A 25,644-nucleotide genomic window follows, 5' to 3' on the forward strand; every position below is an offset into this window, starting at 1 on the left:
CTCCTCGTTACCTCTCGGATCCTCCCCGCTCGCGGGAAGGATTTCTGGTCAGTGTACGCGCTCGCCGCGCAGCGCCGCGCCGATCAGCGCGAAGAAGGCGCGGCTGCCCGCGCTCGAGTCGACGTCCCACTCCGGATGCCACTGCACCGCCAGCACCTCCGCGCCGCAGCCCGGCGCCGCGACCGCCTCGATCACGCCGTCGTCGCTCGACCGCGCCTCCACCCGCAACCCGCCGCCGAGCCGATCGATCGCCTGCTCGTGGACCGAGTGGACGGTCAGCTGCCGCTCGCCGGTCGCCCGCGCCAGCCGACCCTCGGGCGCGAGGCTGACGTCGTGGCGCAGCGCGAACAGCTCGGCATAGTCGCGCTGCGTCCAGCTGCCGCCGCGGAGATGGCGGCCGCAGCACGGGTCGGCCGAGAGCGAGCCGCCGAACAGCACGTTGATCTCCTGCAACCCGCGGCAGATGCCGAACACCGGCTTGCCCGCGGCGATCATCGCGTCCGCGAGCGACAGCGCCACCTCGTCGCGCTCGCGGTCGAGCGCCTCGGGCGGCAGGTCGAGCGTGCCGCCGTAGCGCTCGGGCGCGACGTGCGAGCGCGAGCCCGTCAGCAGCAGCCCGTCGAGCGGCGCGGCGAGCGCGGCCGCGTCGTTGGCGCCGGTGAGCGCGGGCACCAGCAGCACGGTCGCGCCCGAGACCGCGGCGAGCGGGCGGACGAAGCGGCTCGCCACCGCCTGCACGGGGCGATGCGCCACCTCGTTGCAGCACAACACACCGATCAGCGGCCGCCGCGACGCCATGCTCAGTCTCCCGCCAGTCCGTCGCGCCAGCGCTCGCCGTCGGCGGGCGCCAGCACGCGCGCGACGGGCTGCGCGACGGTACGTCCCGGCGGCACGTCCTCGAGCAACCAGACGTTGCCGCCGATCATCGCGCCGCGCCCGATCGTGACGCGGCCGAGGATGGTCGCGCCGGCGTAGATCACCACGTCGTCCTCGACGATCGGGTGGCGCGCGTAGCGCTCGCGCGGGTGGTCCGAGGCATCCGCCAGCGGGGTGCGCGCGCCGAGCGTGACATGCTGGTAGAGCCGCACCCGCTCGCCAATGATCGCGGTCTCGCCGATCACCACGCCGGTGCCGTGATCGATGAAGAAGTGCGCACCGATCGTCGCCCCGGGATGGATGTCGACCCCGGTGCGCTCGTTGGCGATCTCGGAGATCAGCCGCGCGGTGATCGGCGCGCCGAGCTGGTAGAGCGGGTGCGCGATGCGGTGGTGCAGGCTGGCGATCGCGCCGGGGTAGCAGACCAGGATCTCGTCCGCGCTGCGCGCCGCCGGGTCGCCGAGGAAGGCGGCGGCGACGTCGCTGTCGATCAGCCGGCGCACCTCGCCGAGCGCGGCGAGGAACAGCCGCACGATCGTCGCCGCCTGCTCGGGGTCGAACGCGCCGCTGCGCGCCTCGGCCTGCCAATAGCCGAGCTCGGCCGCGACCTCGCGCTCCAGCTCGGCCGCGGCGGCGAGCAGTTTGGCGGCGACGAAGCCGTCCTCCTCGCCCGCGGCGCCGCGATACTGGCCGAGCCGGCGCGGGAAGAGCGCGGCGGCGAGCGTCTCGACCACGCGCTCCAGCGCCGCGCGCGAGGGGAAGGTGCGCGCCTCCTCCGCCGGGTGACCGGCGCGCCAGTCGTCGCGCGCGGCGCGCAGCGCGAGCACCGCGGCGGCGATCGCCGAGCCCTCACCCGCCCCGTTCGCCGCCCCGTCGCTCATGCCTCGCCTCTCGCCAACTCGTCCGAGCCGCGACTCATACTCCACCACGCAAGTAGGTGATCCAAGCTTTTCTTGCGCGGCGAGGAGGTTCGCGCGCGCCGCATCGGTCAGGCGCGCTGCAACGCGCGCGCGCGGCGGCGCTGCACCGAGCTGCCGATCCCCATCGCCTCGCGATATTTCGCGACCGTGCGGCGTGCGATCCCGAAGCCCTTGGCGTTGAGCAGCTCCACCAACGTGTCGTCGGACAGGATCGTGTCGCCCTCGCCCGCGATCAGCGCGCGGATCGCGCTCTTCACCGCCTCGGCCGAGACCGCGTCGCCGCCGTCCGCCGCGGCGATCGCCGAGGTGAAGAAATACTTCAGCTCGAACAGGCCGCGCGCGCAGCTGAGATATTTGTTGCTGGTGACCCGGCTGACCGTCGACTCGTGCAGCTCGATCGCGTCCGCCACCTGGCGCAGCGTCAGCGGGCGCAGGTGTGCGACGCCGTGGAGGAAGAAGGCCTCCTGCTGGCGGACGATCTCCGTGGCGACGCGGATGATGGTGCGCTGGCGCTGGTCGAGCGCCTTCACCAGCCAGTTGGCGCTGGCGAGCTTCTCCGCCAGCCAGGTCTTGCCCGCGCGATCCTGCGCGCCGCCGGCCAGCTCGCTGTAATAGCTCTTGTTGACCAGCACGCGCGGCAGCGTCGCGGCGTTGAGCTCGATCGCCCAGCCGCCGCGCGCGCGAGTCACGGTGAGGTCGGGGATCACCGGCGCGGGCGGGTCGCCGCCGTAGCGGAAGCCGGGCTTGGGATCATAGCCGCGCAGCTCGCGGATCATGTCCGCCATGTCCTCGTCGTCGGCGCGGCAGATCTTCTTGAGCCGCGCCAGCTCGCCGCGCGCGAGCAGGTCGAGATGGTCGAGCAGCCGCGCCATCATCGGGTCGTAGCGGTCGGCGTCGCGCGCCTGGATCGCGAGACACTCGGCGAGATCGCGCGCGCCGACGCCGGTCGGCTCGAAGCGCTGGATTTCGGCGAGCACCGCCTCGACCCGCGCGAGCGGCACGCCGAGCCGCTGCGCGACGTCGTGCAGGTCGGCGCGGAGATAACCGGCCTCGTCGATCTGGTCGATCAGCGCGCGCGCGACGAAGAGATCGGTCGCGTCGAAGGTCGCGCCCGCCTGGGCGAGCAGCACGTCGGCGAGGCTCTCGCTGGTGTCGGCGAAGGAGTCGAAGTCGATCGCCTCGCCGCTGCCGCTGCCCGGGCCGAGGTCGCCGATCCGCTCGGCGGCCGACTCGCTCGGGCCGTCGTCGAACCGCTCGGCGGCGATGTCGACGTCGAGCGACTCGCCCGCCCCCTCGCCCGCCATCACCAGCTCGTCGGCGCCGGCGGGCTCGTCGCGCGGCGCCTCGACAGTCTCGGGTGCCGCGGAGACGCTGTCGTCCGCGGGCGCGGTCGACTCGAGCAGCGGGTTGCGCTCGATCTCCTCGGCGATCACGCCCTCGATCTCGAGGTTGCTCAGCGCCAGCAACTTGATCGCCTGCTGGAGCTGCGGCGTCATGACCAGCGACTGCGACTGGCGCAGGTCGAGGCGCGGGGCGAGGCTCACGGGATCACGGGTCCGCGGCGCGTCGACATTACAGGGTGAAGCTCTCGCCCAGGTAGAGGCGCCGCACGTTCTCGTCGCGCACCAGCTCCTCGGGGCTGCCGGTGAACAGCACCTTGCCGTCGTAGATGATGTAGCCGCGGTCGACGATGTCGAGCGTCTCGCGCACGTTGTGGTCGGTGATCAGCACGCCGATGCCGCGCTCCTTGAGCTGGCAGACGAGGTCGCGGATGTCGGCGATCGAGATCGGGTCGATGCCCGCGAACGGCTCGTCGAGCAGCATGATCGACGGGTCTGCCGCGAGCGCGCGCGCGATCTCGGCCCGGCGGCGCTCGCCGCCCGAGAGCGCCATCGCGGGCGCGTCGCGCAGCCGGGTGAGCCCGAAGTCGCCGAGCAGCGTCTCCAGCTTCTCGGCGCGCGCGGCGGCGTCGGGCTCGGACAGCTCGAGCACCGTCAGGATGTTCTTCTCGATCGTCAGGCCGCGGAAGATCGAGGTCTCCTGCGGCAGATAGCCGAGGCCGAGGATCGCGCGGCGGTACATCGGCAGGCCGGTGATATCGTCGCCGTCGAGCATGATCCGGCCCGAGTCGGGCTTCACCAGCCCCATCACCGAGTAGAAGCAGGTGGTCTTGCCGGCGCCGTTGGGGCCGAGCAGCCCGATCACCTCGCCGCGCCCGACCGAGACCGAGACGTCGGTGAGCACGACGCGCTTGTCATAGCTCTTCGCGATCGAGACGACCTGGAGCCCGCTCTGTACCGGCGCCTCGTGGATCGGCGCGACCTGGTCGAGCGACTCGCGGTCGAGCTGGGTGGTGACGCTGTCCATCGCCGTCAGGCCTCGCATAACAGGGTTACCGGTCCGCTAACGACGCGCCGGTTGGCAGGGAACGTGCATGCCCGATCGGCGTCGGCGTTTGAAGGGGGGACGTGACGAGCGGTGCGCGGGCGGGGGTGAGGGGCGACCCTGGGTCCTCCCCTCGCCGGGGAGGATCATCAACCTCAGTCCCGCTTGGGTACCGAGAACGTCCCCGTCACGCGCCCGCTCGGCGCCTGCGTCACGTTGCCCGCGCCGCCGGCGCCGCCCGCCACAGCTGAGCCGTCGATCACCGCGCGCCCGGTGTCGAGGTTGATCGTCAGCCGCCCACCGCTGACGGTGTTGCCCGCCTGGGTCAGCCGCACCCCGCCCAGCATCGTGATGACGCGGCGGTTGAGGTCGTATACCGCGTAGGTGCTGCGCGCGGTCTGGTCGGGCCGGGTCACCGTCACCCCGCCCGAGGCGTCGAGGCGCGACACCTGCGGGTTCCCGTCCTCGACCTGGCCGGTGTAGGCGACCGTCATCCGCGCCGCGTCGAGCGTCATCTCGGCCTGACGCACCTTGACGTTCCCCGCCAGCACGGCGCGGTTGGCGCGATCCTGCAGCTCGATATGATCGGCGCCGAAGTCGATCGGCGCGGCGCTGTTATGACGCGTCTGCGCGACCGCGCCGCCGGCGAGCAGCAGCGCCAGCAGCGGGACTCGACAGGCGACCGGGGCGAGAGGGCGCAACATCCAGCGCTCTTTCTATTTTCTCGGGTCGATCCGCAAGCGCGCATTGCCGTCGAGCGTGACGGTGCGCGCCTCGAGGTCGGCGCGCATGCTGTCCCCGCTGAACGTGCCCTGGCGAACGGTGCCGCTGACCGCGGCGGTGGAGCGCAGCCGGCGCGTCTTCAGGTCGACCACCGCGTCGGTCGTGTCGAGCGCGTAATTGTTGGGACCACGCACCTTGATCGGCCCGGCGACGTCGACCTGCTCGCTGTCCATGTCGTAGCGGCCGGTCGGCGCGGTCATCTCGGCCGGGCCGTCGGACAGGCGGATCGCGGCGGCGAGGTCGCGGATGTTGACGACCGGTTCGGCCGAGCTCTTCTGCAGCGCCGAACCCGCGGTGAGCGCGAAGGGCTGGCCCTTGGCGTCGGTGCCGCGATAGCGCGCGCGCTGGATCTTGAGCCGCTCGCGCGCGACCTCGACCTTGTTCTTGTCGAGCACGAAGGAGGCGTCGCCCCCCATCGTCAGCGGCGCCATCACCAGGAAGGCGAAGAGCACGCCGATCGAGAGCGGCAGCAGGCGGTTGGCGGCGGCGATCAGGCGATCGTGGCGCCCGCCGGGCTGCGCCCAGCGCTGGCGCTCCGAACGCGTGCGGATCGCCACCTCAGACATGCGCGAAGATGTCCACCTCGGGCCAGCCGGCGAGGTCGAGCTCGGCGCGGGCGGGAAGGAAGTCGAAGCACGCCTGCGCCAGCGCGGTGCGCCCCTCGCGCGCCAGCCGCCGGTCGAGCTCGTCGCGCAGCCGGTGGAGGAAGCGCACGTCGGAGGCGGCATAGTCGCGCTGCGCCTCGCTCAGCTCGGGGCCGCCCCAGTCGGACGACTGCTGCTGCTTCGAGATGTCCTGGCCGAGCAGCTCGCGCACCAGCTCCTTGAGGCCGTGGCGATCGGTGTAGGTGCGCACCAGCCGCGACGCGGTCTTGGTGCAATAGACCGGCGCCGCCACGACGCCGAGATAGTGGCGGATCGCGGCGATGTCGAAGCGCGCGAAATGGTACAGCTTCACGCGCGACGGATCGGCGAGCACGGCGCGCAGCACCGGCGCGGCATAGTCGCTGCCCGGGTTGAAGCGAACGAGATGCTCGTCACCGGTACCGTCGGACAATTGCACCAGGCAGAGCCGGTCGCGCGGGGTGATCAGCCCCATCGTCTCGGTGTCGACCGCGATCGCGGTGCCCGGGGCGAACACGTCGCCGGGCAGATCTTCCTCGTGAAAATGGACAGCCATGCGCGCGGCTGTAGCGGGGCGGCGGCGCGGGCTCAACGCGTTCGTTGGGTTGCGTCTGCGACAGACGGTGCCGCTCGCGGGTTAAGAGGCAAGTGATTGGCGCATCTGCAAAGAAAAGACTCGCACAACGATTCGACGGCGCTGGATTGTTCGGCTATGACAGGCGATGCGGCGCATTAGGATCTGCGCCCGGGGAACCGCGTTCGCCGTCCTGCGCGTGGTCTCGTTGAGAATGTTCGGGCGGACCGGGAAGACGAACAGGGTTATGGGTTACGACAAGGGCGGCCGCGGCAATCGCGGCGGACGTGGGCGCGACAAGCGCGACGGTTTCGGCGGCGGCGGTGACGACTTCGGCGGCGGCGGCTTCGGCGGCGGCGGCTTCGGCTACGAGGACCGCGGCGGCTTCGGCGGTGGCGGCGGCAACCGCGGCTTCGGCGGCGGTGGCTTCGGTGGCGGCGGCGGTGGTCGCGGCTTCGGCGGCGGCGGCGGCGGGTTCGGCGGCGGCGGCGGTGGTGGCGGCTTCGGCGGCGGCCGCGGCATGCCCCCCCAGGTCGTCGGCGAGGGCACGGGTGTCGTCAAGTTCTTCAACGCGCAGAAGGGTTTCGGCTTCGTCGTGCGCGATGACGGCGGCGAGGACGTGTTCGTCCACATCTCCGCGGTCGAGCAGGCCGGTCTCTCCGGCCTGGCCGAGGGTCAGCCGCTCGGCTTCACCCTGGTGGATCGCGGCGGCCGCATCTCGGCGACCGACCTGAAGATCGAGGGCGAGCCGATGCCGGTGACCGACCGCGCCCCGCCGCGCGAGGGCGGCTTCGGCGGCGCGCCGGGCGGCGCACGCGGCGGCGGTGCTCCGCAGCGCCAGCTGACCGGCGAGAAGGCCACGGGTACGGTCAAGTTCTTCAACGCCATGAAGGGCTTCGGCTTCATCCAGCGTGACGACGGCCAGCCCGACGCGTTCGTCCACATCTCGGCGGTCGAGCGCGCCGGCATGCCGACGCTCAACGAGGGCGACCGGCTCAGCTTCGAGATCGAGGTCGATCGTCGCGGCAAGTACGCCGCGGTGAACCTGGCCTCGTCGAGCTGATCGGCTCGGCCTTCGGCTGACAGAAGCGGCCCGCCCGGCCTCGCCGGGCGGGCCGTTCTCGTTCGTGCGGCGGGTCGCTCGCGGCGCTTGCCCTCGGCAGCTCGCTCGCGCATCGCGGCGGCGAGGGAGCCCTACCATGACCAAACGCCACCATCTCGCCCCCCGGGCTGCAGCGCTCGCGCTGGTCGCGCTCGTGGGCGGCTGCGCACCGTCGCTCAAGGTGATGACCTACAATGTCCGCTACGCCTCGGACGACGGGCCACAGCCGTGGCCGTCGCGCCGCGCCGCCGCGGTGGCGATGCTGCGCCGCGTTCATCCCGACGTGATCGGCACGCAGGAGCTGCTCCAGCGCCAGGGCGACGACATGGTCGCCGCGCTCCCCGAATATCGCTGGTTCGGGCGCGACCGCCGCGGCGGCCACGCCGACGAGCATATGGGTATCCTCTACCGCACCGACCGGCTGACGCTGCTGCGTCAGGGCGACTTCTGGCTCTCCGACACGCCCGAGGTGGTGGGTAGCCAGAGCTGGGGCACCGACCTGCCGCGCATGGCCAATTGGGGCGAGTTCGCACTGAAGGACGATCCCAGGCGCCGCTTCCTGCTGGTCGACACGCATCTCGCGCACCGCGACCGGGACGACGACGCGCGCGACCGCGCCGCCGCGCTGCTGCTCGAGCGCGTCCCGACGATCGCACCCGGGCTGCCGGTGGTGCTGACCGGCGATTTCAACGCCACGCCCGACAGCGCCGCCTATCGCCGCCTCGCCGCGAAGATGACCGACGCCTGGGGCAAGCGCGCCGGCGGCCTGAGCTTCCACGACTTCACCGGCGTGGCGGACCGGCGGATCGACTATATTTTCCTCGACGGCGCGCGCGCGAGCGGCACCAAGGTGGTGACCGACCGGCCCGGCGGAGTCTACCCGTCCGATCATTTCCCGGTCACCGCGAAGGTCACGCTGCTGCGCTGAGCGGCGGCGCGACGACCGGCGCGTGATCGATCTGGTGGGCGCCAGCGGGGTGCTCCTGCGCACGCAGGAGCCCAGAGCCACGAGCGTCACTTCTGCAGCCCTGGGCTCCGGCGTTCGCCGGAGCACGCTGACGACTTGGATGACGCGGATCAGACGCTAGCGCGCCACCGGCCAGCCCTCCACATCCCAGGCGAGCGGCTGGATCTGCAGCGTCGGCGTGCCGTTCCGCTGCGTGTCATAGGCATGGTAGACGATATAGTCGCCGTCGGGACGCTGCAGGATCGCGGCATGGCCGCGGCCGACATAGCGGTCGCCCGTCCCCTGCCCGGAGGCGAGCACCGGCGTGCCCCCGCCCAGGAGCATCGCGGTCCCGGCGCGGTCGACATAGGGACCGGTCGGCGCCGCGGATCGCCCTACCACGGTGTTGTAGGTGCTCGAGGCGCCGCGGCAGCAGAAGTCGAACGAGGCGAAGAGGTAGTAGAAGCCGCCGTGCCGGATCACGAACGGCGCCTCGATCGCGCCGGGAGACGGCCGCGCGGCGAGGCTGCGCAGCGTGTCGCCGTCGCGCCGCCTGCCGGTGGCGGGATCGAGCTCGATCAGCTTGATCCCGCTCCAGAAGCTGCCGAACACCAGCCACGATCGCCCGTCCGCGTCGGTGAAGGCGTTCGGGTCGATCGCGTTGTAATCGTCGGTCGCGTCCGAGCGGATCACCGGCCCCTGGTCCACCCAGTGCGCGGCCGGGGCGGCCGGGTCGATCACCGTGGCGGTGGCGAGGCCGATCGCCGAGCGATTGCTGCCGAAAGTACTGACCGAATAATAGAGCCGGTACTCGCTGCCCGCCTTGGAGATGTCGGGCGCCCACATACCGGATGCGCCTGGGACGGCGGCGGCGACCCAACCGGGCAGCGCGGTGTAGGAAGCGCCGCGCAGCGTCCAATCCTTCAGGTCGTCCGAGGTGCGCAGGCCGAGCAGTCCGGCGGCGTCGCCGGCGTTGCCGGTCGTGAAGAGATAATAGCGGGCACCGTCGGCGAGGATCGCGGGATCGTGCACCGGACTGGTCGCGCCGCTCAGCGCGATCGAACCGGTCGCGGGGGCCGGAATCGGCGTGGGTGTCGGAAGCGGGCTCGCCGCCGGTGTCGACGCCGCGGCCACCGGCGCGCTCGCCGCCGCGCCGCTGCCGCTGGTGCCGCCGCAACCGGCCAGCAGCGCGGTCACGGCGGCGAGTGCCGTGGCGGCACGCCTCGTTCTGCTCGCCATCGTCTCTCTCCCGCTTGGAGTGGCGCGGGCGGGGCGTGTCGCCCCTGCCCGCCGGACGGCGCGCTCAGTCGAAGGTGTAGCGCACGCCGATCGCGAAGGTGCGCGGGATCAGCAGCGTGCCCAGGTTGAACTGGTCCTGGTTGCCGGCCGAGTCGAAGCGGTAATATTCCTGCTGCTTCGCCTTGGTCAGGTTGGTGGCATCGAAGGTCAGGCCAAGGTCGTCGGTGAGCTTGGCGGTGAGCTGGAAGTCGAGGCTCTTGTCGGGCCGGCGCCACACGCCGATCGGATTGGCGAACAGCGCCGCCTCGTTGCGCTGCAGGAACTCCTTGCGCCACACGTAGGAGAGGCGCGCGCCGATCGGGCCGTGATCATAGGCCAACGTCGCGTTGTACGAGAGGTCGGAGACGCCGAAGAAGGACGAGCGCAGCTGCCCCACCACCGCGCCGGCCTCGTCGAACTCGGGAACGTTCTGCGACGAATCGAGGATCGTCACGCTGCCCTGCGCGCCCAGGCCGTCGAGGAAGCTCGGCAGATAGTGCGGGAAGTACACGAAGCCGAGCTCGGCGCCCTTGAGCACGCCGTCCGACGCGTTCTCGGGCCGGTTGACGACGAAGCTGCTGGTGTTGAGCCCGGTGTTGAGCACCGTGACGCGCGAGCGCGCGCCGACCACCAGCCCGTCGATCTCGCGCCGGAACAGCGTGCCGTACAGCGCGCTGTCGCGGTCGAAATACCACTCCAGTCCGAGGTCGTAGTTGGTCGACTGGGTCGGGCGCAGGCTGATGTTGCCGCTGCTGCCCGTGCCATAGCCGACGCTGGTGAGGTCGCCGGTCAGATTGTAATTGGGGTTGAGGTCGCCGAAGGCCGGGCGGCGCAGCGTCTTGCCGTAGTTGAAGCGGGCGCGGAGCTTGTCGGTGATGTCGTAGCGCAGCGTCGCCGAGGGCAGCAGCTTGCTGGTGGTCTGCGAGCCGCGCAGCTGCGCCCCCGCGCTGTAGCGGTCGACGAAGGTGAAGTTGGTATCGACGTCGACGTAGCGGGCGCCCGCCTCGATGCTCAGCGGCCGGCCGAAGATCGAGAGCTCGGCGTCGGCCTGGATGTAGGCCGACATCGTCTTCTCGCTGATGTCGAACACGCGCGTCAGCGAGAGCTGGTCCGCGGTGAGGATGTTGGGGAACTTGGTCTGGTACAGCCGGCGGATCTCGTCGGTGTTGTTCGCGAGATAATAGCCGTTGGCGTTGACCCAGGAGGTCGGCACGTCGGCCTCGCCGTCGAAGAAGCCCTTGTTGACGTAGCGCAGGCTGTCCGAGAGCGTGGCGAAGTTGACGCCGAGGCCGCCGTTCGCGTCGGCGGCCTGGGTGCGTACCTCGCTCGCCGCCTTGCGCGCGTCGTAGCGCAGCCCGGCCTTGATCTTGCGGAAGAAGCCCGAGTCCCACGACTGGTCGGCGTCGACCGTGGCGGTGAAGGCCGAGCCGGTGTCGCGGTTGGCGTTGTCGTAGAACTCGCCCGCGGTCCACTGGCCGGGGTCGAGCAGCAGCGCGTTGTCGCTGAAATTGTACGAGGGGACGCCGTCGCGCGCGTTGAAGTCGACGTCGATCCGGCTGGCGACGCGGTTGATCCGCATCGCGGTGAAGGTCGTGTCGTTGCGGCTGGTCTGATAGGCCGCGTCGGCGACGATCTTGCCGTTGCCGACGTCCCACTTGCCGTTGAGCGCGTAGACGAAGCTGTCGGTGGTCGCGCGCGTCAGGTCGCCGCTGTTGAAGCCGAACACGTCGCCGACGCTGCGCGTCTTGATGATGTTGGTCTCGGGATAGAGCGAGATCGTCGAGCCGGGGTTGGCGCCCAGGCTGCCCCACCAGTCGACGAACGAAAACATCAGGCTGTTGTACGTGGTCTGCCGGAAGCCGCTCCAGAAGAACTCGGCGGTGTAGGTCGAGCTGGCGTTGGGAGACCATTGCAGCGCGGCGTTGACCGCCGGGCGCTCCCGCTTGCCGTAGAGGTCGCCGCTGAACACCGCGTCGCGCGAGAGATAGTAAGGCGTGTCGACGCCGTTGACGAGCATGGTCGAGCCCGGCGCATAGGGTAGGCCCTCGCGCGTGCCAGGTGACCAGGCGCCGAGCGCGGGCGCGGCGGGAGCGAAGCCGGTCGCGCTGTTCGCGTCGGGGGCGAGCGGGAAGATGCGCTGGAGCGGGGTCAGCCCCGACCCGGCGGGCGGGTTCTCGGTGGCGAAGGGCACCTGCGCGCCGGCGGCGACCGACATGGTGCGGAACTTGGTGCGCGCGTAGCTCGCGTTGACGAGCACGCCGACGTCGCCGATGCCGGTCTCCCAGCGGTCGCTGATCAGCGCCGAGACGTTCGGATTGAACGTGTCGGCCTGCTCGTTGTAGATCCCGCGCGCCACCGCCGAGATGGCGAACCCGTCGAAGTCGAACGGGCGCCGCGTGAACACGTCGATCTGGCCGGCGAGACCGGTCTCGATCTGGTCGGCGGCGCGGGTCTTGTAGACGTCGACCCGCTTGACAAGGTTGGCGGGGATGTCCTGCAGCGCGAACGACTGGCCCGTCGTGGTGAAGATGATCCGGCCGTTGAGCGTGGTGAGCGGATCGGTGAGACCGCGGATCGACAGTGCGCCCGCCTCGGCGTTGCCGCGGTCAGTGACCTGGACGCCGGTGACGCGCTGGAGCGCCTCGACGACGTTATTGTCGGGCAATTTCCCGACATCCTCGGCCACGATCGAGTCGACGATCTGGACCGAGTCGCGCTTGACGTTGAGCGCGCCGATGATCGAGGCGCGTACGCCGGTGACGACGATGTCGTCGCCGCCGGCCGCGTCTTCCGACGGGGAACCGCCGGGCGCGGGCTGGGACTGCTGCGCGACGGTGCCAGGCGCGAGCGGCGCGTCCTGCGCCGCTGCGGCACCCGCGAGCAGCAGCGACCCCGCCGAGACCGAAACCAAGAAAGCGGCCTTCATCGCCATCATCCCCTCCCTCACGCTGACACCGGGCACGTACCGCACCTTCTAATACTCCGACATATGCCTGTTCGTAGAAGGTGGCAAGGGTGATTGTGGATGACGTCAGTAGAAATGCCAGTCGACCAAGCTACTTCTGCCGGCGACGCCGCCGCCCGTAACGGCGAGCATCCGCGCGGACGACTGACGTGCATTAGTCGGACAGGTCGGCGGTGATGCGTCGTCCGGGCGCGCTACACAGGGGGGGAGCGGTCGGGGGGCGATTCACGTCGGGCGTGCTCGGTCGGACGCGCCGCGGCCACGCGTCTGCCGCGAGGCAGGTCCGTCGAGGCGGTGGATCCGCCCGGGATGGAAGCCGCGCCACCGCCTTGGGCGAGCGCGGCGATGGGAGGTAGAGACCGCCGGCCGGATAGCTGGAGGGTCACGTAGCCCGCGCGCGGGGAGCTGACGCCCGGGTCGCCGCGACGAAACAGCAGGCGGCGGCGCGCTCCCGCGCCGCCGCCGATGTCAGCCGCGCGGCAGCGGCCCGTTCGCGACCGGCGGGTCGAACAACGGGGTGCCGTCCGCGGCATAGCGGATCGGCTGGACGCGCGTGTGGCGATTGGGGTCGAACAGCGGATCGCCCTTGATCGTCTCATAGTCGCGCGCGTGGAACACCAGCATGTCGCGCCCGCGCTCGTCCACGGTGAAGCTGTTGTGGCCAGGGCCGAAGATGCGGTGCGCGCGCGAGGTCTTGAGCACCGGCGCGGGCGACTTGGCCCAGCTGTGCGGGTCCATGATATCGGCGTCGTCGCGCGCGGTGAGCATCCCCATGCAGTAGCGCGCGTCGGTCGCGCTCGCCGAATAGGTCAGGAACAGCCGGCCGTTGCGCGCCAGCAGCGCTGGCGCCTCGTTGACCTTGAAGCCGCGGATCTCCCAGTCGAGCTCGGGCACCGACAGCCGCGCCGGCCTGGCCGCGAGCGTCAGCGGCGTCTTGAGCGGTGCCAGGTACAGGTTCGAGTTGGTCTCGATCCCCGGCTCGCGCTGCGCCCAGGCGAGATAGCGCGTGCCGCGATGGACGAAGCTGGTCGAGTCGAGGTTGAAGCTGTCCCACGGCGTCTCGAGCTGGCCCAGCACTGACCACCCGCCCGTCATCGGGTCGGCGCCGTCGCACACCACGGCATAGGTGCGGATGCGGAACACGTCCTCGCCGCCGCCGCTCGGACCGGCGGCGAAATACATGATCCACTTGCCGTCGATCAGGTGGAGCTCGGGCGCCCACAGGAAGCCCGACATCGGCCCGCTTTTCTCGTGCCGCCACAGCACGCGCTCGGCGGCGGTCGAGAGCCCCGCGAGCGTGCGCGCGCGGCGCAGCACCAGCCGGTCGTATTCCGGCACCGAGCCGGTCATGTAATACCAGCCGTCGGTGTGGCGGAACACCTGCGCGTCGGCGCGCTGGCGCACCAGCGGGTTGACGATCGTGCCCGCCGCCCCCACCGCGCCGCGCCGGCGCTGCGCCAGCGCAGGCAGCGCCGCCAGGCTGGCGCCGCCTGCGAGGACGAGACGGCGCGACAGCAGCGTCATGCCGTCCGCGCTGACTGCAGCGTCAGCATGACGACCGACTTGGCCGGCAGCGTCACGTTGAGCTGCCCGCCCGCCACCTGCGCGCCGGTGAAGGCGGCGGGGACGACCGCGTTGGGCTGGTCGAAGGTGTTGATCGCGTTGATCGCCGGCGCGGTCAGGATCTGGCCGGTCGCGCCGCTGGCGTTGAGCCCGGCGAGCGCGGCCTGCACCGTGATCGCGCGGTTCGGGTCGGCGTTGGCGAGCGCGACGTGCACTACGCCGGCCTTGTCGCGCACCGCCGAGGCGCTGACCGCGGGCATCACCCACTGGTCCTTGTTGTACCACGGCGACTTGAGCTCGATCGGCAGCACCGTGCCGTCCATGTACGGCTTGTACATGTGGAAGACGTGGTAGGTCGGCGTCAGCACCATCTTGCTGCCGTCGGTGAGGATCATCGCCTGCAGCACGTTCACCATCTGCGCGATCGCGCTCATCTTCACGCGATCGGCGTGCTTGGCGAAAATGTTGAGGTGGATCGCCGCGACCAGAGCGTCGCGCAGGCTGTTCTGCTGGCGCAGGAAGCCCGGGTGCGTGCCGGGATCCTGCGCGTACCAGGTGCCCCACTCGTCGACCGCGAGGAAGATCTTCTTCTCGGGGTCGTACTTGTCCATCGCCGCGGAATGGCCGGTGATCAGCGTGTCCATCTTCCACGCGCCGGCGAGCGTCTCGGCCCAGCCCGCCTCGTCGAACTGGCTCGCCGAGGCGCGCGGCGGCCAGCCGCCCGGCACGGTGTAGTAATGCAGCGACAGGCCGTCGACCTGGCCGCGCGCCTCGCGCATCATCACCTCGGTCCAGTTGTAATCGTCGTTGTTCGCGCCCGAGGCGATCTTGAGGATCTTGGTGTTGGCGGGCGCCTTGACGAAGGTGGCGTAGCGGCGCGTCACGTCGGCGGCATATTCCGGGCGCATGTTGCCGCCGCAGCCCCACAGCTCGTTGCCGATGCCGAAATAGGGCAGCTTCCACGGCGCCTTGTGGCCGTTCTCGGCGCGCTCGTCGGCGAGCGTGCCGGCGGGCGAGGTGATATACTCGACCCACTCCGCCATCTCCTGCGGCGTGCCGTTGCCGACGTTGCCCGAGATATAGGGCTCGGCGCCGACCTGCTCGACCAGCTCCATGAACTCGTGCGTGCCGACGCTGTTGGGCTCGGTCACGCCGCCCCAGTGGGTGTTGATCTTGACCGGGCGCTTGTTCTTCGGCCCGACGCCCTCGCGCCAGTGATATTCGTCGGCGAAGCAGCCGCCCGGCCAGCGGATCACCGGGACGCCCAGCTCCTTCAGCGCGCCCACCACGTCGTTGCGGAAGCCGCGCGTGTTGGGGATCTTGCGGTCGTTGCCGACGAAGAGGCCGCCGTAGATGCCGTCGCCGAGATGCTCGGCGAACTGGGTGAAGATGCGCCTGTCGTAGGTCGGCCCCTGGCGGTCGCCGTGGACCGTCGCGGTCGCGGTCGGCGCGGCGGGCCCCTGCGCGATGCCTTGCACCGGCGCGAGCGCCGCCAGCATCAGCGCGCCGGTGAGCGCGAACAGACGTGCCTTCATCCCATCCTCCCGTTGGTCGGCGGCGCGTTCCCCGACGCGGCTCACCCAAATCACGATTACTCAGACATTATGGGCGCACTCGCCCGAACGCAACGACTTTGCGTCAGCGTCCGACCTTGACGCGGAGCGCGAGCACCAGCGCGTCGGGCGTGCCGCGCCGACCGCTCGGGTCGATCACCCACTGCGCGTCGGGCTCGAGGCTGAGCCAGCGTGCCGCGACCCAGCGATACGCGCCCTCGACGACCAGCTCGCGCGCGCCGGTGTCGGCCAGCGCGCGGTGGCGCTCGCCGAACCAGGCGCAGGCGAACGACACGCCGAACTGGTCGTCGTCGCGCCCGCGCCACGTGCCCGAGCGCACCAGCCCGCCGCCGAGGTAGCGCGTGATCGCATTGTAGCGCGCATCGGCGACGCCGAAGCGCAGCCAGCCGCTCACCCCCGCGCCGCCGCGGGCGTCGCCGACGAGCTGGCGCTCGGCCAGCACATAGCCGCCGGCGTTGCCGCGACCGCGTGCCGCGGGGTCACCGATCGGCGCGAACGGGGCGGTGTAGCGCCAGCCGCCGATCGCCACCTTGGTGGCGCGGTCGAGCCAGCCGAGCTCGGCGACCAGCAGCGCGCCGTCGGCGCGACGCAGTCGGATCGCGGTCCGCGCCGGGTGGTCGGGGTCGCCCGGCACACCGTCGAGCGCCGCCGCGTGGAGCAGCCAGTGGGTGCCGAAGCCGACCTCGCCGCGCAGCGCGAGCGACGTCACCGGGAAGATCGACGGCCCGCGCCGGCCCGACTGCGCCAGCTCGGGGCCGATGCCGTGCGACGACAGGCGGAAGAGCCCGCCGCTCACGGTCGTGTCGAACTCGGCGTTGAGGTTGTACAGCCCCGCCTTGATCGAGGCGCGGCGCCCGATGTCCTGCTCGATCCAGGCCTCGAACAGACGGGTGGCGGGCACCGCGGTCTCGATGTTCGACACGCCCTGCGCGTCGCCGCTCAGCGCGGAGAGACTCGCCCCGGTGTCGCGAATGACATAGCCGAAGGCGCGCGCGCCCCGCCAGCCGACCAGCCGCTCCAGGTCGAGCGCCGCCTGCAGGTCGAGATTGTCGAGGTAGCGCGCGCCGCGCGCGCGTCCCCCGGCGACATCGGCGGCCAGCTCGGCGGTGTAGACCGCGGAGAGCGTCACCGCGCCATCACGGCGCTCGTTGGCGGAGCGGGGGTAGCCGGTCGGGCGCTCGTCCTGCGCGCGCGCGGGGGCCGCGATCAGCGTCAGGCACGCGAGCGGCAGCGCGATGCGCGTCGATCTGACCCCCATGTCACCTCCGCGCCCCCGTGGCGCGCGGCGCTTAGCCGAGCGCGCGCGGGGCGAACAAGGGGGCGGTGGATAGCCGCGCCATGTCCCGGTGAAGGGGCCCGGGTGGGACGGGCGCGATCAGACTCACGATCGGCCCCAGCTGGGCTCGGCCTTCGCCGGGGCAAGCGCGCGGTTTACGGCGGGACCGGTGAATGCGCAGGTGAGCGACTGACGGTCACCGGCGCGACTCCTCAGATCCCCCCGCTCGAGGGGAGGGGGGACCCGCCGGCGAAGCCGGCGGTGGAAAGGGGGGGCCGCAGGCGCTGCGCTGCGGGGACAGCCCCCTCCGCCGACGCGCTAACGCGCGGCCCCCCCCCGGTGCCAGGGAGGATCTCGCGGGCGGCGAAGGTCATACCTCAACGCCCCCGCTGTCCTACACCGCGCCCACGTGCCACACCCACCCCCAGCTCTGTCTCATCGTCGCCGGCCGCCCCCCGTCCGCCGACGTCCGTCAACCAGCACCACCCCGCCGCCGGCGCCAGACTCAAGGTTCGCGCGAACCGCGCCGGCGACTCAACATTCGCAACATTCGCGCCCGCCGCCACGCCGACCTGAGAGGGCGAAAGCCCGCCACCGCCGCCACTTGGCCGGATGGTCCACGCTCGTCATCGACCGGCACGCGCCACACGGCGCCCCTTGGCCCGCGCCCCCGCTTCTGTCACGGACGGGAGCATGTTCGCGTTCGCCCTGCTCCTCGCCGCCGCGCCCGCGCCGCTCCCGCAGCAGGAGGGCGAGACCGTGACGGTGCGCGCGCCGCTGCCCGCCGCGCCGCAGACCCCCGCCACGCTCGTCGCCGAGCCGGTGGCGATGATGATCGCCACCTTCGACTCGAACGGCGACGCGATGGTCGACCGCGCCGAGCTGGAGGAGGGTGTGCGCCGCTCGTTCGAGGCGATCGACACCGCCAAGACCGGCAAGCTGCGCTACATCGCCTTCTCCGACTGGGCGCTGCGCTTCCTCGGCGACCAGCACGCGCTACCGAGCCCGTACGAGGTCGACCGCGACGACGACGACGCGATCACGCTCGACGAGCTGGAGAACCATTTCTCCCGCCTGTTCGCGCGCTACGACCGCGACGGCGACCATCTCGTCAGCCGCGCCGAGCTGTTGACCTATCGCACCATGCCCGTCGACGCGCAGGGCCCGACCGCGGGCCGGCGGCCGCCCGGTAAGAAGGACGGCAAGGACAGGGATGGCAAGGACAGGGATGGCAAGCCGAAGGACGGCGGCCGCCGCGGTCCGCCGCCGGCCGATCGCGACGACCTGACCGGGCGGCCGCGATGAGCGCCGCCCCCCGCTTCGCCTTCCAGGTCCACGCCACCGACGGCGCCGCGCGCACCGGCACGATCCGGATGGAGCGCGGCGACATCCGGACTCCCGCCTTCATGCCGGTCGGCACCGCCGCGACGGTCAAGGCGATGAAGCCCGCCGACGTCGAGCGCGCCGGCGCCGACATCATCCTCGGCAACACCTACCACCTGATGCTCCGCCCCGGCGCCGAGCGGGTGGCGCGGCTCGGCGGGCTCCACGCCTTCATGGGCTGGGAGCGGCCGATCCTGACCGACTCGGGCGGCTACCAGGTGATGAGCCTGAGCGAGCTGACCAAGCGCTCGGAGGAGGGCGTCGCCTTCGCCTCGCACCTCGACGGCACGCGCCACCTGATCACGCCCGAGCGCTCGATCGAGATCCAGCGGCTACTCGGCTCGAACATCGTGATGGCGTTCGACGAGCTCGTCCCCACCACCTCGACGCGCGAGGTGCAGGCCGCGGCGATGGAGCGGTCGATGCGCTGGGCGAGGCGCAGCCGCGACGCCTTCGACGGCGGCGGTGCGCACGCCGAGCACAATGCGATCTTCGGCATCCAGCAGGGCGCGCTCGACCAGGGGCTGCGCCGCGCCTCGGCCGACGCGCTGGTCGACATCGGCTTCGACGGCTACGCGATCGGCGGGCTCGCGGTCGGCGAGGGACAGGCGGCGATGTTCGGCTGCCTCGACTATGCGCCGGCGCAGCTCCCCGCGGACAAGCCGCGCTACCTCATGGGGGTGGGCAAGCCCGACGATATCGTCGGCGCGGTGGAGCGCGGGGTCGACATGTTCGACTGCGTGATGCCGACCCGGTCGGGGCGCACCGGCCAGGCGTTCACGCGCGACGGGCCGATCAACATCCGCAACGCGCGCTTCAACGAGGACCAGGCGCCGCTCGACCCGGACTGCGGCTGCGCGGTGTGCGCCACCTGGACCCGCGCCTACCTCCACCATCTGGTGCGCAGCGGCGAGATCCTCGGCGCGATGCTGATGACCGAGCACAACATCGCCTTCTATGAGGCGTTGATGGCGGACCTGCGCGCGGCGATCGCGCAGGGCGTGCTGGCGACGTTCGCCAACGCGTTTCGCGCGCGTTATGGCGCGGGCAAAGGAGAGACCCGATGAGCGACCAACCCAACGAGATCCTCGCCGAAGTGGCCGCCGCCAAGGCGCACGAGGAAGCCGGCGCGGGCAAGGCGGCGCAGCAGCGCCGCGACCGCCGTTGGCAGGGCGGCAAGACGTGGCTCGCGGCCGGGATCGGCTCGGCCGCGGTGGCGGCGGCGGTGCTGTTCGCCAACTCGCGACGCGACGAGAAGTAGGAGCAGCGCGAGGGGCGAGGGCTGGCCGAGCGCTCCCGCTGGCTCGTCCTGGGCGCGTCGCGAGCGCGACCTCTCTCCCACCGTCATGCCGGACGTGATCCGGCATCCAATGCGCCGCGCACACCGAGCGGGGTGCTCCTGCGGCGGCATGGGTCCCGGCGCAAGGCCGGGACGACGTAGCGAACGCCGCTGTTCACGCCAGCCAGGCGGTGAGAGCGACGACGCGCGTCGGCTCGGTCGGCGCGGGAGCCTGGAGGATGGGCCCTTCCGCTACAGCTCCATCCGGCGCAGCACCGGCTCGATCACCGTCGCCATCGCGTCGTAGCCCCGCTCGGTCGGGTGCACGCCATCGTAGGCCAGTCCCGGGCGCATCCCGCCCGCCGCGTCCGCCAGCACGGGGGTGTAGTCGACGAACCGCGCCCCCAGCCGCGGCGCCGCCTCGCGCGCCCAGGCGTTGAACGCGCGGATCGGCGCCACCGTCTCCAGCCCCGGTCGCCACGGGAAATTGGCCGCGGGCGGGATCGAGGCGAGCAGCACCTCGATCCGGTTGGCGCGCGCGAGCTGGATCATCGCGGTGACGTTGTCCCGCGTCTGCTGCGGCGTCATCGGCCCGGTGTTGCCCGCGATGTCGTTGGTGCCCGCCATCAGGTGGACCGCGCGCGGGCGCAGCGCCACCACGTCGGCCATCACGCGCAGCACCATCTGCGGCGTGGTCTGCCCGCCGATGCCGCGGTTCACGCGCCCCGGCGTGAAGAAGCCCGGTCGCTTGCTGCCCCAGCCCTCGGTGATCGAGTCGCCGAGGAAGACGATGCCGGTCTTCGTCCGCGCCTCGATCAGCCGGCGGTTGTCCGCGGCGTAGCGGCCGAGCCACGGCCAGTCCTCGTGGAGCCGGCGCTCGGCCGCCTCGTCCGCCGCGGCGGCCGGGGCGGCGAGCGCTCCGGCGGCGATCCCGCCGGCGACTCCCAGCAGCGCGGCGCGACGATCGATCACAGCGAATCTCCCCAACGGCACACGTCCTCGGCGGGCGGCGTCGCGGCGCGCGCGCCCGCGGCGTCGAGCGCCAGATAGGTCTGCGCCGCGTCCGCCGTGGGCCAGACCGGCAGGCCAGCGCCGTTCGGGTCACCCGTCTTCACGAAATTGGCCCAATAGTCGATCAGGTGGAGCGAGCCCAGCGGCTGATCGGCGTAGATGAAGGGGATCTCGAGCGCGTGCCGCGTCGGCGCGCCGGTGGCGCTGCCGTCGAACAGGTAGCGCCACACCTTTCCGCCGCGCCGCGCCATCGACGCGGCGAAGCGCTGCGCCGGGCAGCGGAAGGTCGCGTCGGTGGCGATGCGCTGGTCGCGCGTGCCGTCGCGGTCGGCCGGGTCGGCGCGCGGCTCGGGCTGGTCGAGCCGGTAGAAGCGCCGCGCCTCCGCCTCGTGGCCGGGATAACTCAGCGCGACGAAGGCGTCGCGTCGGGTGTGCCCGCCGGGCAGGTCGAGCTCGATCCGGTTGGTGCCGATCAGCACGTCGACGCTCGGGGCGGCCGCGAGCAGCCGGTCGGGCGCGTCCGGGAAGACGGTGCCGTCGACGGTGGTGCGCAGCCAGCGATAGCTGTCGTCGGTGAGCAGCTGGTCGTGCGTGGTCTCGCCGGCGACGAGCAGCGGCCAGGCCGCCACCGAGCGCATCTCGGCCGCGTCGCCGTGCGCGCCGAGCGCGTCGTCGACCTGGTCGCCGAGCCGCAGCGCCTCGTCGCGCGAGCGCCACGGCAGGCCGAAGCCGGGCGTGCCGCTCTCCATGATGGCGCGACGGAACAGCCCGCGCGCGGCGGGGGCGGCGACGAGCAGCCCGACGTCCTGCGCGCCCGCGCTCTCGCCCGCGATCGTCACCGCGTCGGGGTCACCCCCGAAGCGCGCGATATTCTCATGGACCCAGTGCAACGCCGCGATCTGGTCCTGCGTCGCGAGGTTGCCGCCGCCGGCGCTGCGGTGGTGGAGGAAGCCGAGCGCCCCGAGCCGGTAGCGCACCCCGACCATGACGATGCCGCGCGCGACGATCGGCGACTCGGCCATGTCGCCGGGCGAGCCGGCGTAATTGGCGCCGCCGTGGATCCAGACGAGGACGGGGCGGCGACCGGTGAGCGCCTCGGTGCCGACGTCGAGCGTCAGGCAGTCCTCCGACTGGTGGAGGTGATCGGCGCGGTTCCAGGCGTAGTCCTGCTGGGTGCAGGCCGCGGCCGGCACGGCGGCGTCGCGGATGCCCGGCCAGCGCGCGGGCGCTGCCGGTGGAGCGAAGCGCCGCGGGCCGAGCGGCGGCGCGGCATAGGGCAGGCCGCGGAAGACGAGGTGCCCGCCCGCGCTCGTGCCGCGCACGCTGCCGAGGCTGGTGCGCGCGACGGGGGCGCCGGCGCCGTGCTCCTGCGGACGAGAGAGCCCAGGGTCACGGGCGCCCGCGCTCGCGGCCCTGGGTTCCTGCGCGCGCAGGAACACGGGGCTGGAAGCCGGGGGCGAGGCGCTCCCGACCTCTATGTCCGTCATCCCGGACTGGGTGCGGGATCCACCGTTCCGCACGTCCACCACGCGGTAGGTGCGAGGCGACGTGGATACCGGACCAAGTCCGGGATGACGGAGCGACGCGGAGGCACCGCGTCCGCTGGGCCCGCGAATGTCGAGGTCGGCCCCTCCCGCTGCGGCAGCCGCCGCCATCCCCACCAGCGCCAGCGCGGCGAGCAGCGCGCGCCTCACTTCACCGCCACCTTGGTCGCGCGGACGTTCCAGCCCGCCAGCGTCACGGCCGCCGCGGTCGCGCCGCTCGCGGGATAGCGGATCGCGATCACCTTCTTCTCGCCCGGCAGCAGCGCAACGTAATTGTCGTCGTAATAGGCCGGCAGCACGCGCTTGCCGGCGGCATCGACCAGCGTCAGCTTGGCGTTGAGCGCGGGCACGGCGCCATCGTTGCTCAGCGTCACCCGGACGACGTGATCGTCGCCCTCGGCCGCGCTCTCCGCGGACGTCGCGAGCGCGACCGGCGCGAGGTCGTTGAGCGCGCGATAGGCGCCCTCGTCGCGCCCGCGCCAGTAGAAGTTCTCCGACACCGTCTTCCCGGCCGCGTCCGCCAGCACCAGCTTGACCAGCACCATCGGATGCTCGGCGAAGAGCCGGTCGAGCGGCACCGCCGCCAGCGTCGTCGCCGCGTTGGCCGCGGCGTCGAGCCGGTCCTCGCGCGCGAAGAGCTCGCGATTGTCGAGCCCGACGACGCGCACGCGCGCGGTCAGACCCGGCGCGGCGGCCTGCGTCGTGTTGAGCACCACCAGCTCGTTGCCGGGCAGGTTGAGCTGGACGTGGAGCGGCTCGGCCGCCTTCTTCGCGCCGTAATAGGCCGCGTGCGTGTCATAGTCCCAGGAGTAGATCTGCCACGCGTTCGACGGCCAGGCGGGATGGGTCATCCACAGCAGCCGCCCCGAGTTCTTGGTCCAGAGATGGCCGAGGAAGCCCTCGTACATCGCCTTGTGCGTCTCGAGGTTCATCATCTGCGCCTTGCGCTCGAAGTCGGCGAAGCTGGTGCCCGCGCCGAACATCCGGTCGAGCGTCGCGGTGAACGTCTTGGTGTCGCCGTTCCCGCTGACGTGCCAGTCGTGGTAGGCGAGCACGTCGCCGAGCGGCCAGCGGTCCGCCGCGGGCACGTAGCTGGCGATCGACTCCGCGGTGGACAGCGAGGGCGTGCCGGTCTCGACCGAGAAGCCGGTGGCGAGATCGGTGAAATAGCCGACCGGCGGCCGGTAATTGTACGGCCCCGAGCCCTGCAGGTTGACCACGTTCGAGCTGCCGGTGAACCAGCGCGTGCCGTCCAGCTCGAACACCGCCTGGTCGAGCCCCTCGTTGAGCGTGGGATAGGGCACGCCCTCGTTGCGGCCGAACCACAGCACGATCGAGGGATGGTTGCGGTAGCGCGCGATCGTGTCGCGCGCGTTGGCGAGGAACAGCGAGGGATCGTCGGGCTCGACCTGGAAGTTCTGCGTCGACTGCCAGAAATCGTTGAGCACCATCATGCCGTTCTCGTCGGCGAGATCGAAGAACTCCTCCTCGTCGTTGTTGCCCATCCAGTTGCGGATGACGTTCATGTGCGCCTCGCGCTGGAGCCGGAAGAAGGGCTTGAGCCAGTCGTAGCTCACGCGCTTCATCGCGTCGTCCATGCCCCAGTTGCCGCCGCGCGCGGCGATGCGGACGCCGTTGACGCGCAGCGTGAGGTGCGGCTCCGGCAGGGTCTCGGCGATCGGCGTCACCGCCCTGGAGGTCGCACCCGCGGCGGTGAGCGACTCCGCCCAGCCGCGCGGCGACTCCTTGATCGCGGCGTGGCGCACGTCGATCAGCTTCGTGCCCGCGAGCGCGCCGTCGGTGGTCTGGACGTTGACCCGGCGCAGCGCGCCGGCGGGATCGAACAGCGACAGGTCGTAGCTCACCTCGCGGATGCCGAAGCGGCCCTTGCGCAGGTCGGAGACGCCCGCGGCGTCGCTCACCTGATAGCTGACGTCGTAGAGGTGCGGTTCGCCATAGCCGTTGGGCCACCACAGCTGCGGGTTCGCGACGCGCAGCTGCGGGAAGTCGCGCGGGGTGAAGGCGACCTCGCTGTGCCCCGGCGCGGCGGTGACCTGGCGCTCGACCGTGACGCCACCGAACGCGACGCGGACCGTCACCGCCGTGGCCGCGCCGGCGTTGTCCAGCGGCACCGTGACGTAGACGTCGGCGCTGTCGGTGCGCGGCAGCGGCAGGTCGGTGACGACGTGCGGGTCGCCGATCTTCACCGCGCCGGTCGCGACCAGCTCGACCGGGCGCCAGATGCCGGTGTTGCGGTCGCGGATGCCGGGGATCCAGTCCCAGCCCTCGGTCGCGACGAAGGTGGGGCCGTCGATCGCGAGCTGGCCGCCGTTCTCGCCGACCCCCGCGGCGACCGACTGCTCGTGCGGGATGCCGGGGTGCGGCGGCGGGGAGACGCGCACCGCCACGACATTCTCGCCCGCCACCGGCGTGTAGGCGAACTGGCCGCGGATGAACGCGCCGCGCGTCGTGCCGAGCCGCTCGCCGTTGGCCCACACCTCGGAAGCGTAGTTGATCCCGCCGAAGACGAGCGTCAGCCGCTTCCCCGCCGCCTCGGGCGCGACGGTGAAGCGCGTGCGGTACCAATAATCCTGCCGCGCGAGCCGCTCGGGAATCTGGAGGTTGTTGAGGCCGTAATAGGGGTCCGGGTAGACGCCGCGGTCGACCAGCGTCTGGAGCACGGTGCCAGGCACGGTCGCCGCGCGCCACGCGTCACCCTTGGCCGCGCCGGGGCGCGACAGCGCGGCGCCATCACCGGCCACCTCGGGCGCGGCGGCGAGCTGCCAGCCGTTGAGCTGCCAGTGGCCCGGCGCGGTCGGCTGCATCACGGGTCGCTGCGGCACGGGCTTGGCGACCGGCCGGGTCGTCGCGTCGGCGCGTGACTTGGGGAGCGTCCAGGCGTCCTGCTGAACGGTCAGGCCGATGTTGGCGGTCTTCTGGAAGGGCCAGCCGACGCCGATCTCGGTCATCTGCACCGTGTCAAAGTCGGGGCGGGCGCGCGCCGCGGCGGCGAGCGCCCGCGCGTCGGTTGCGCCGCTCTCCGCCGTCGCGCCGACGAGCTGGCCGCCGAAATGCGCCGCGCCGGGCGGCGCGATCGCGATCACGGGCGTCACCGCCGACGCGCGCGCCGCGCCACCCCCTACGCGGCGCCCGTCGACGTAGAGAGTCACGCGTGCGCCGTCCGAGACCGCCGCGACATGGACCCATGTGCCGGCCCGCAGCGCCGGCCCGCGGACCGTCGCCGCGCCGTCACGCAGCACGAGCCGGCCGCCGTCGAGCAGCAGCGCGCGCTGCGTCGGCGCGGCGCCGAGCGCGACCAGCGTGACCGCGCCGTCCTGCACCGTGTCTGGGCGGACCCAGGCGCTCAGCGTGTAGGGTGCGCCCGCCGCGACCAGCGCGTCGGCGCGCGCGAGCGGGCGCTCGATCCCGATTCCGCCGGCGAGGCTGCGCACGTTGTACGGACCGCCGTTGCCCGGCACGTCGGCGCGCGCGGCGATCGTCCCGCCGAGCGCCAGCCCGGTCCCCGCCAGCAGCCACGCCGCCCGCCTCATGTTCGACCCCA

General features: G+C 71.9%; 19 protein-coding genes and 1 pseudogene. 5 read left to right on the plus strand and 15 right to left on the minus strand.

The genetic code is table 11. The features are described from left to right. Nucleotides 1-48: 48 nt before the first annotated feature. The 7 genes from FHY05_RS11475 to FHY05_RS11505 all read right to left on the minus strand — a co-directional run bounded on the left by FHY05_RS11475 (nucleotide 49) and on the right by FHY05_RS11505 (nucleotide 6,143). Nucleotides 49-798 (minus strand): gamma-glutamyl-gamma-aminobutyrate hydrolase family protein, encoded by a 750-nt coding sequence (locus tag FHY05_RS11475; protein ID WP_183944523.1) that lies wholly within the window; start codon nucleotides 796-798, stop codon nucleotides 49-51. Nucleotides 799-800: 2 nt separating this feature from the next. After that, entirely contained in the window at nucleotides 801-1,757 is a 957-nt protein-coding gene (gene epsC, locus FHY05_RS11480; protein WP_183944524.1) for a serine O-acetyltransferase EpsC, read from the minus strand. 107 nt (nucleotides 1,758-1,864) lie between these two features. After that, on the minus strand, nucleotides 1,865-3,340 hold the full coding sequence (gene rpoN, locus FHY05_RS11485) for an RNA polymerase factor sigma-54 (protein ID WP_183944525.1): 1,476 nt from the start codon (nucleotides 3,338-3,340) through the stop codon (nucleotides 1,865-1,867). A gap of 28 nt (nucleotides 3,341-3,368) precedes the next feature. Then, a complete protein-coding gene (gene lptB, locus FHY05_RS11490; protein WP_221191141.1) occupies nucleotides 3,369-4,163 on the minus strand; it encodes an LPS export ABC transporter ATP-binding protein in 795 nt (264 codons plus the stop codon). Between the two features lie 173 nt (nucleotides 4,164-4,336). Further along, nucleotides 4,337-4,885 (minus strand): LptA/OstA family protein, encoded by a 549-nt coding sequence (locus tag FHY05_RS11495; protein WP_183944526.1) that lies wholly within the window; start codon nucleotides 4,883-4,885, stop codon nucleotides 4,337-4,339. A gap of 12 nt (nucleotides 4,886-4,897) precedes the next feature. Continuing rightward, complete coding sequence (lptC, locus tag FHY05_RS11500; RefSeq protein ID WP_183944527.1) at nucleotides 4,898-5,530, minus strand: LPS export ABC transporter periplasmic protein LptC; 633 nt, start codon at nucleotides 5,528-5,530, stop codon at nucleotides 4,898-4,900. Further along, complete coding sequence (locus tag FHY05_RS11505; protein WP_183944528.1) at nucleotides 5,523-6,143, minus strand: ribonuclease D; 621 nt, start codon at nucleotides 6,141-6,143, stop codon at nucleotides 5,523-5,525. The genes lptC and FHY05_RS11505 overlap by 8 nt, the downstream gene beginning before the upstream one ends. Nucleotides 6,144-6,408: 265 nt before the next feature. On the opposite strand from FHY05_RS11505, the gene FHY05_RS22795 reads away from it, so the two are divergent. Then, nucleotides 6,409-7,224: a cold-shock protein gene (locus tag FHY05_RS22795; RefSeq protein WP_183944529.1), complete on the plus strand. Its 816-nt coding sequence runs from the start codon at nucleotides 6,409-6,411 to the stop codon at nucleotides 7,222-7,224. Nucleotides 7,225-7,360: 136 nt separating this feature from the next. After that, a complete protein-coding gene (locus tag FHY05_RS11515; RefSeq protein ID WP_183944530.1) occupies nucleotides 7,361-8,191 on the plus strand; it encodes an endonuclease/exonuclease/phosphatase family protein in 831 nt (276 codons plus the stop codon). Between the two features lie 156 nt (nucleotides 8,192-8,347). Here FHY05_RS11515 and FHY05_RS11520 read toward each other — a convergent pair whose 3' ends face one another. The 5 genes and pseudogenes from FHY05_RS11520 to FHY05_RS11540 all read right to left on the minus strand — a co-directional run bounded on the left by FHY05_RS11520 (nucleotide 8,348) and on the right by FHY05_RS11540 (nucleotide 16,847). Further along, nucleotides 8,348-9,448 (minus strand): arabinan endo-1,5-alpha-L-arabinosidase, encoded by a 1,101-nt coding sequence (locus FHY05_RS11520; RefSeq protein WP_183944531.1) that lies wholly within the window; start codon nucleotides 9,446-9,448, stop codon nucleotides 8,348-8,350. A gap of 64 nt (nucleotides 9,449-9,512) precedes the next feature. Next, nucleotides 9,513-12,419: a TonB-dependent receptor gene (locus FHY05_RS11525; RefSeq protein ID WP_183944532.1), complete on the minus strand. Its 2,907-nt coding sequence runs from the start codon at nucleotides 12,417-12,419 to the stop codon at nucleotides 9,513-9,515. Between the two features lie 510 nt (nucleotides 12,420-12,929). Next, nucleotides 12,930-13,976 (minus strand): annotated as a pseudogene (locus FHY05_RS11530) (family 43 glycosylhydrolase); the annotation flags it as partial. After that, on the minus strand, nucleotides 13,973-15,550 hold the full coding sequence (locus tag FHY05_RS11535; RefSeq protein WP_183944534.1) for an alpha-N-arabinofuranosidase: 1,578 nt from the start codon (nucleotides 15,548-15,550) through the stop codon (nucleotides 13,973-13,975). The gene FHY05_RS11535 and the pseudogene FHY05_RS11530, both read right to left, overlap by 4 nt. A 103-nt stretch (nucleotides 15,551-15,653) precedes the next feature. Continuing rightward, nucleotides 15,654-16,847 carry a carbohydrate porin gene (locus tag FHY05_RS11540; protein WP_183944535.1) on the minus strand — a complete coding sequence of 398 codons (1,194 nt, stop codon included), beginning with the start codon at nucleotides 16,845-16,847 and terminating at the stop codon, nucleotides 15,654-15,656. A gap of 711 nt (nucleotides 16,848-17,558) precedes the next feature. Between FHY05_RS11540 and FHY05_RS11545 the strand changes: the two genes are divergently transcribed. From FHY05_RS11545 to FHY05_RS11555, 3 genes are read left to right on the plus strand one after another with little or no spacing between them, the layout of a single operon-like run. Continuing rightward, a complete protein-coding gene (locus FHY05_RS11545; protein ID WP_260181497.1) occupies nucleotides 17,559-18,170 on the plus strand; it encodes an EF-hand domain-containing protein in 612 nt (203 codons plus the stop codon). Next, nucleotides 18,167-19,315, plus strand: coding sequence for a tRNA guanosine(34) transglycosylase Tgt (gene tgt, locus FHY05_RS11550; protein WP_183944536.1), 1,149 nt, complete (start codon nucleotides 18,167-18,169; stop codon nucleotides 19,313-19,315). Before FHY05_RS11545 ends, tgt begins: the two co-directional genes overlap by 4 nt. Beyond that, nucleotides 19,312-19,509, plus strand: a complete 198-nt coding sequence (locus FHY05_RS11555; RefSeq protein ID WP_183922385.1) for a hypothetical protein — start codon at nucleotides 19,312-19,314, stop codon at nucleotides 19,507-19,509. Before tgt ends, FHY05_RS11555 begins: the two co-directional genes overlap by 4 nt. Nucleotides 19,510-19,779: 270 nt before the next feature. On the opposite strand, the gene FHY05_RS11560 is transcribed toward FHY05_RS11555, so the two are convergent. The 3 genes from FHY05_RS11560 to FHY05_RS11570 form a co-directional block, all read right to left on the minus strand. After that, entirely contained in the window at nucleotides 19,780-20,499 is a 720-nt protein-coding gene (locus tag FHY05_RS11560; protein WP_311732455.1) for a GDSL-type esterase/lipase family protein, read from the minus strand. After that, on the minus strand, nucleotides 20,496-22,025 hold the full coding sequence (locus FHY05_RS11565) for a carboxylesterase/lipase family protein (RefSeq protein WP_183944537.1): 1,530 nt from the start codon (nucleotides 22,023-22,025) through the stop codon (nucleotides 20,496-20,498). The genes FHY05_RS11560 and FHY05_RS11565 overlap by 4 nt, the downstream gene beginning before the upstream one ends. 203 nt (nucleotides 22,026-22,228) lie before the next feature. Continuing rightward, a complete protein-coding gene (locus FHY05_RS11570) occupies nucleotides 22,229-25,633 on the minus strand; it encodes a glycosyl hydrolase 2 galactose-binding domain-containing protein (protein WP_183944538.1) in 3,405 nt (1,134 codons plus the stop codon). Nucleotides 25,634-25,644: the final 11 nt, after the last annotated feature.

Source organism: Sphingomonas sp. BK580, assembly GCF_014194975.1.
Classification (GTDB): Bacteria; Pseudomonadota; Alphaproteobacteria; order Sphingomonadales; family Sphingomonadaceae; genus Sphingomonas.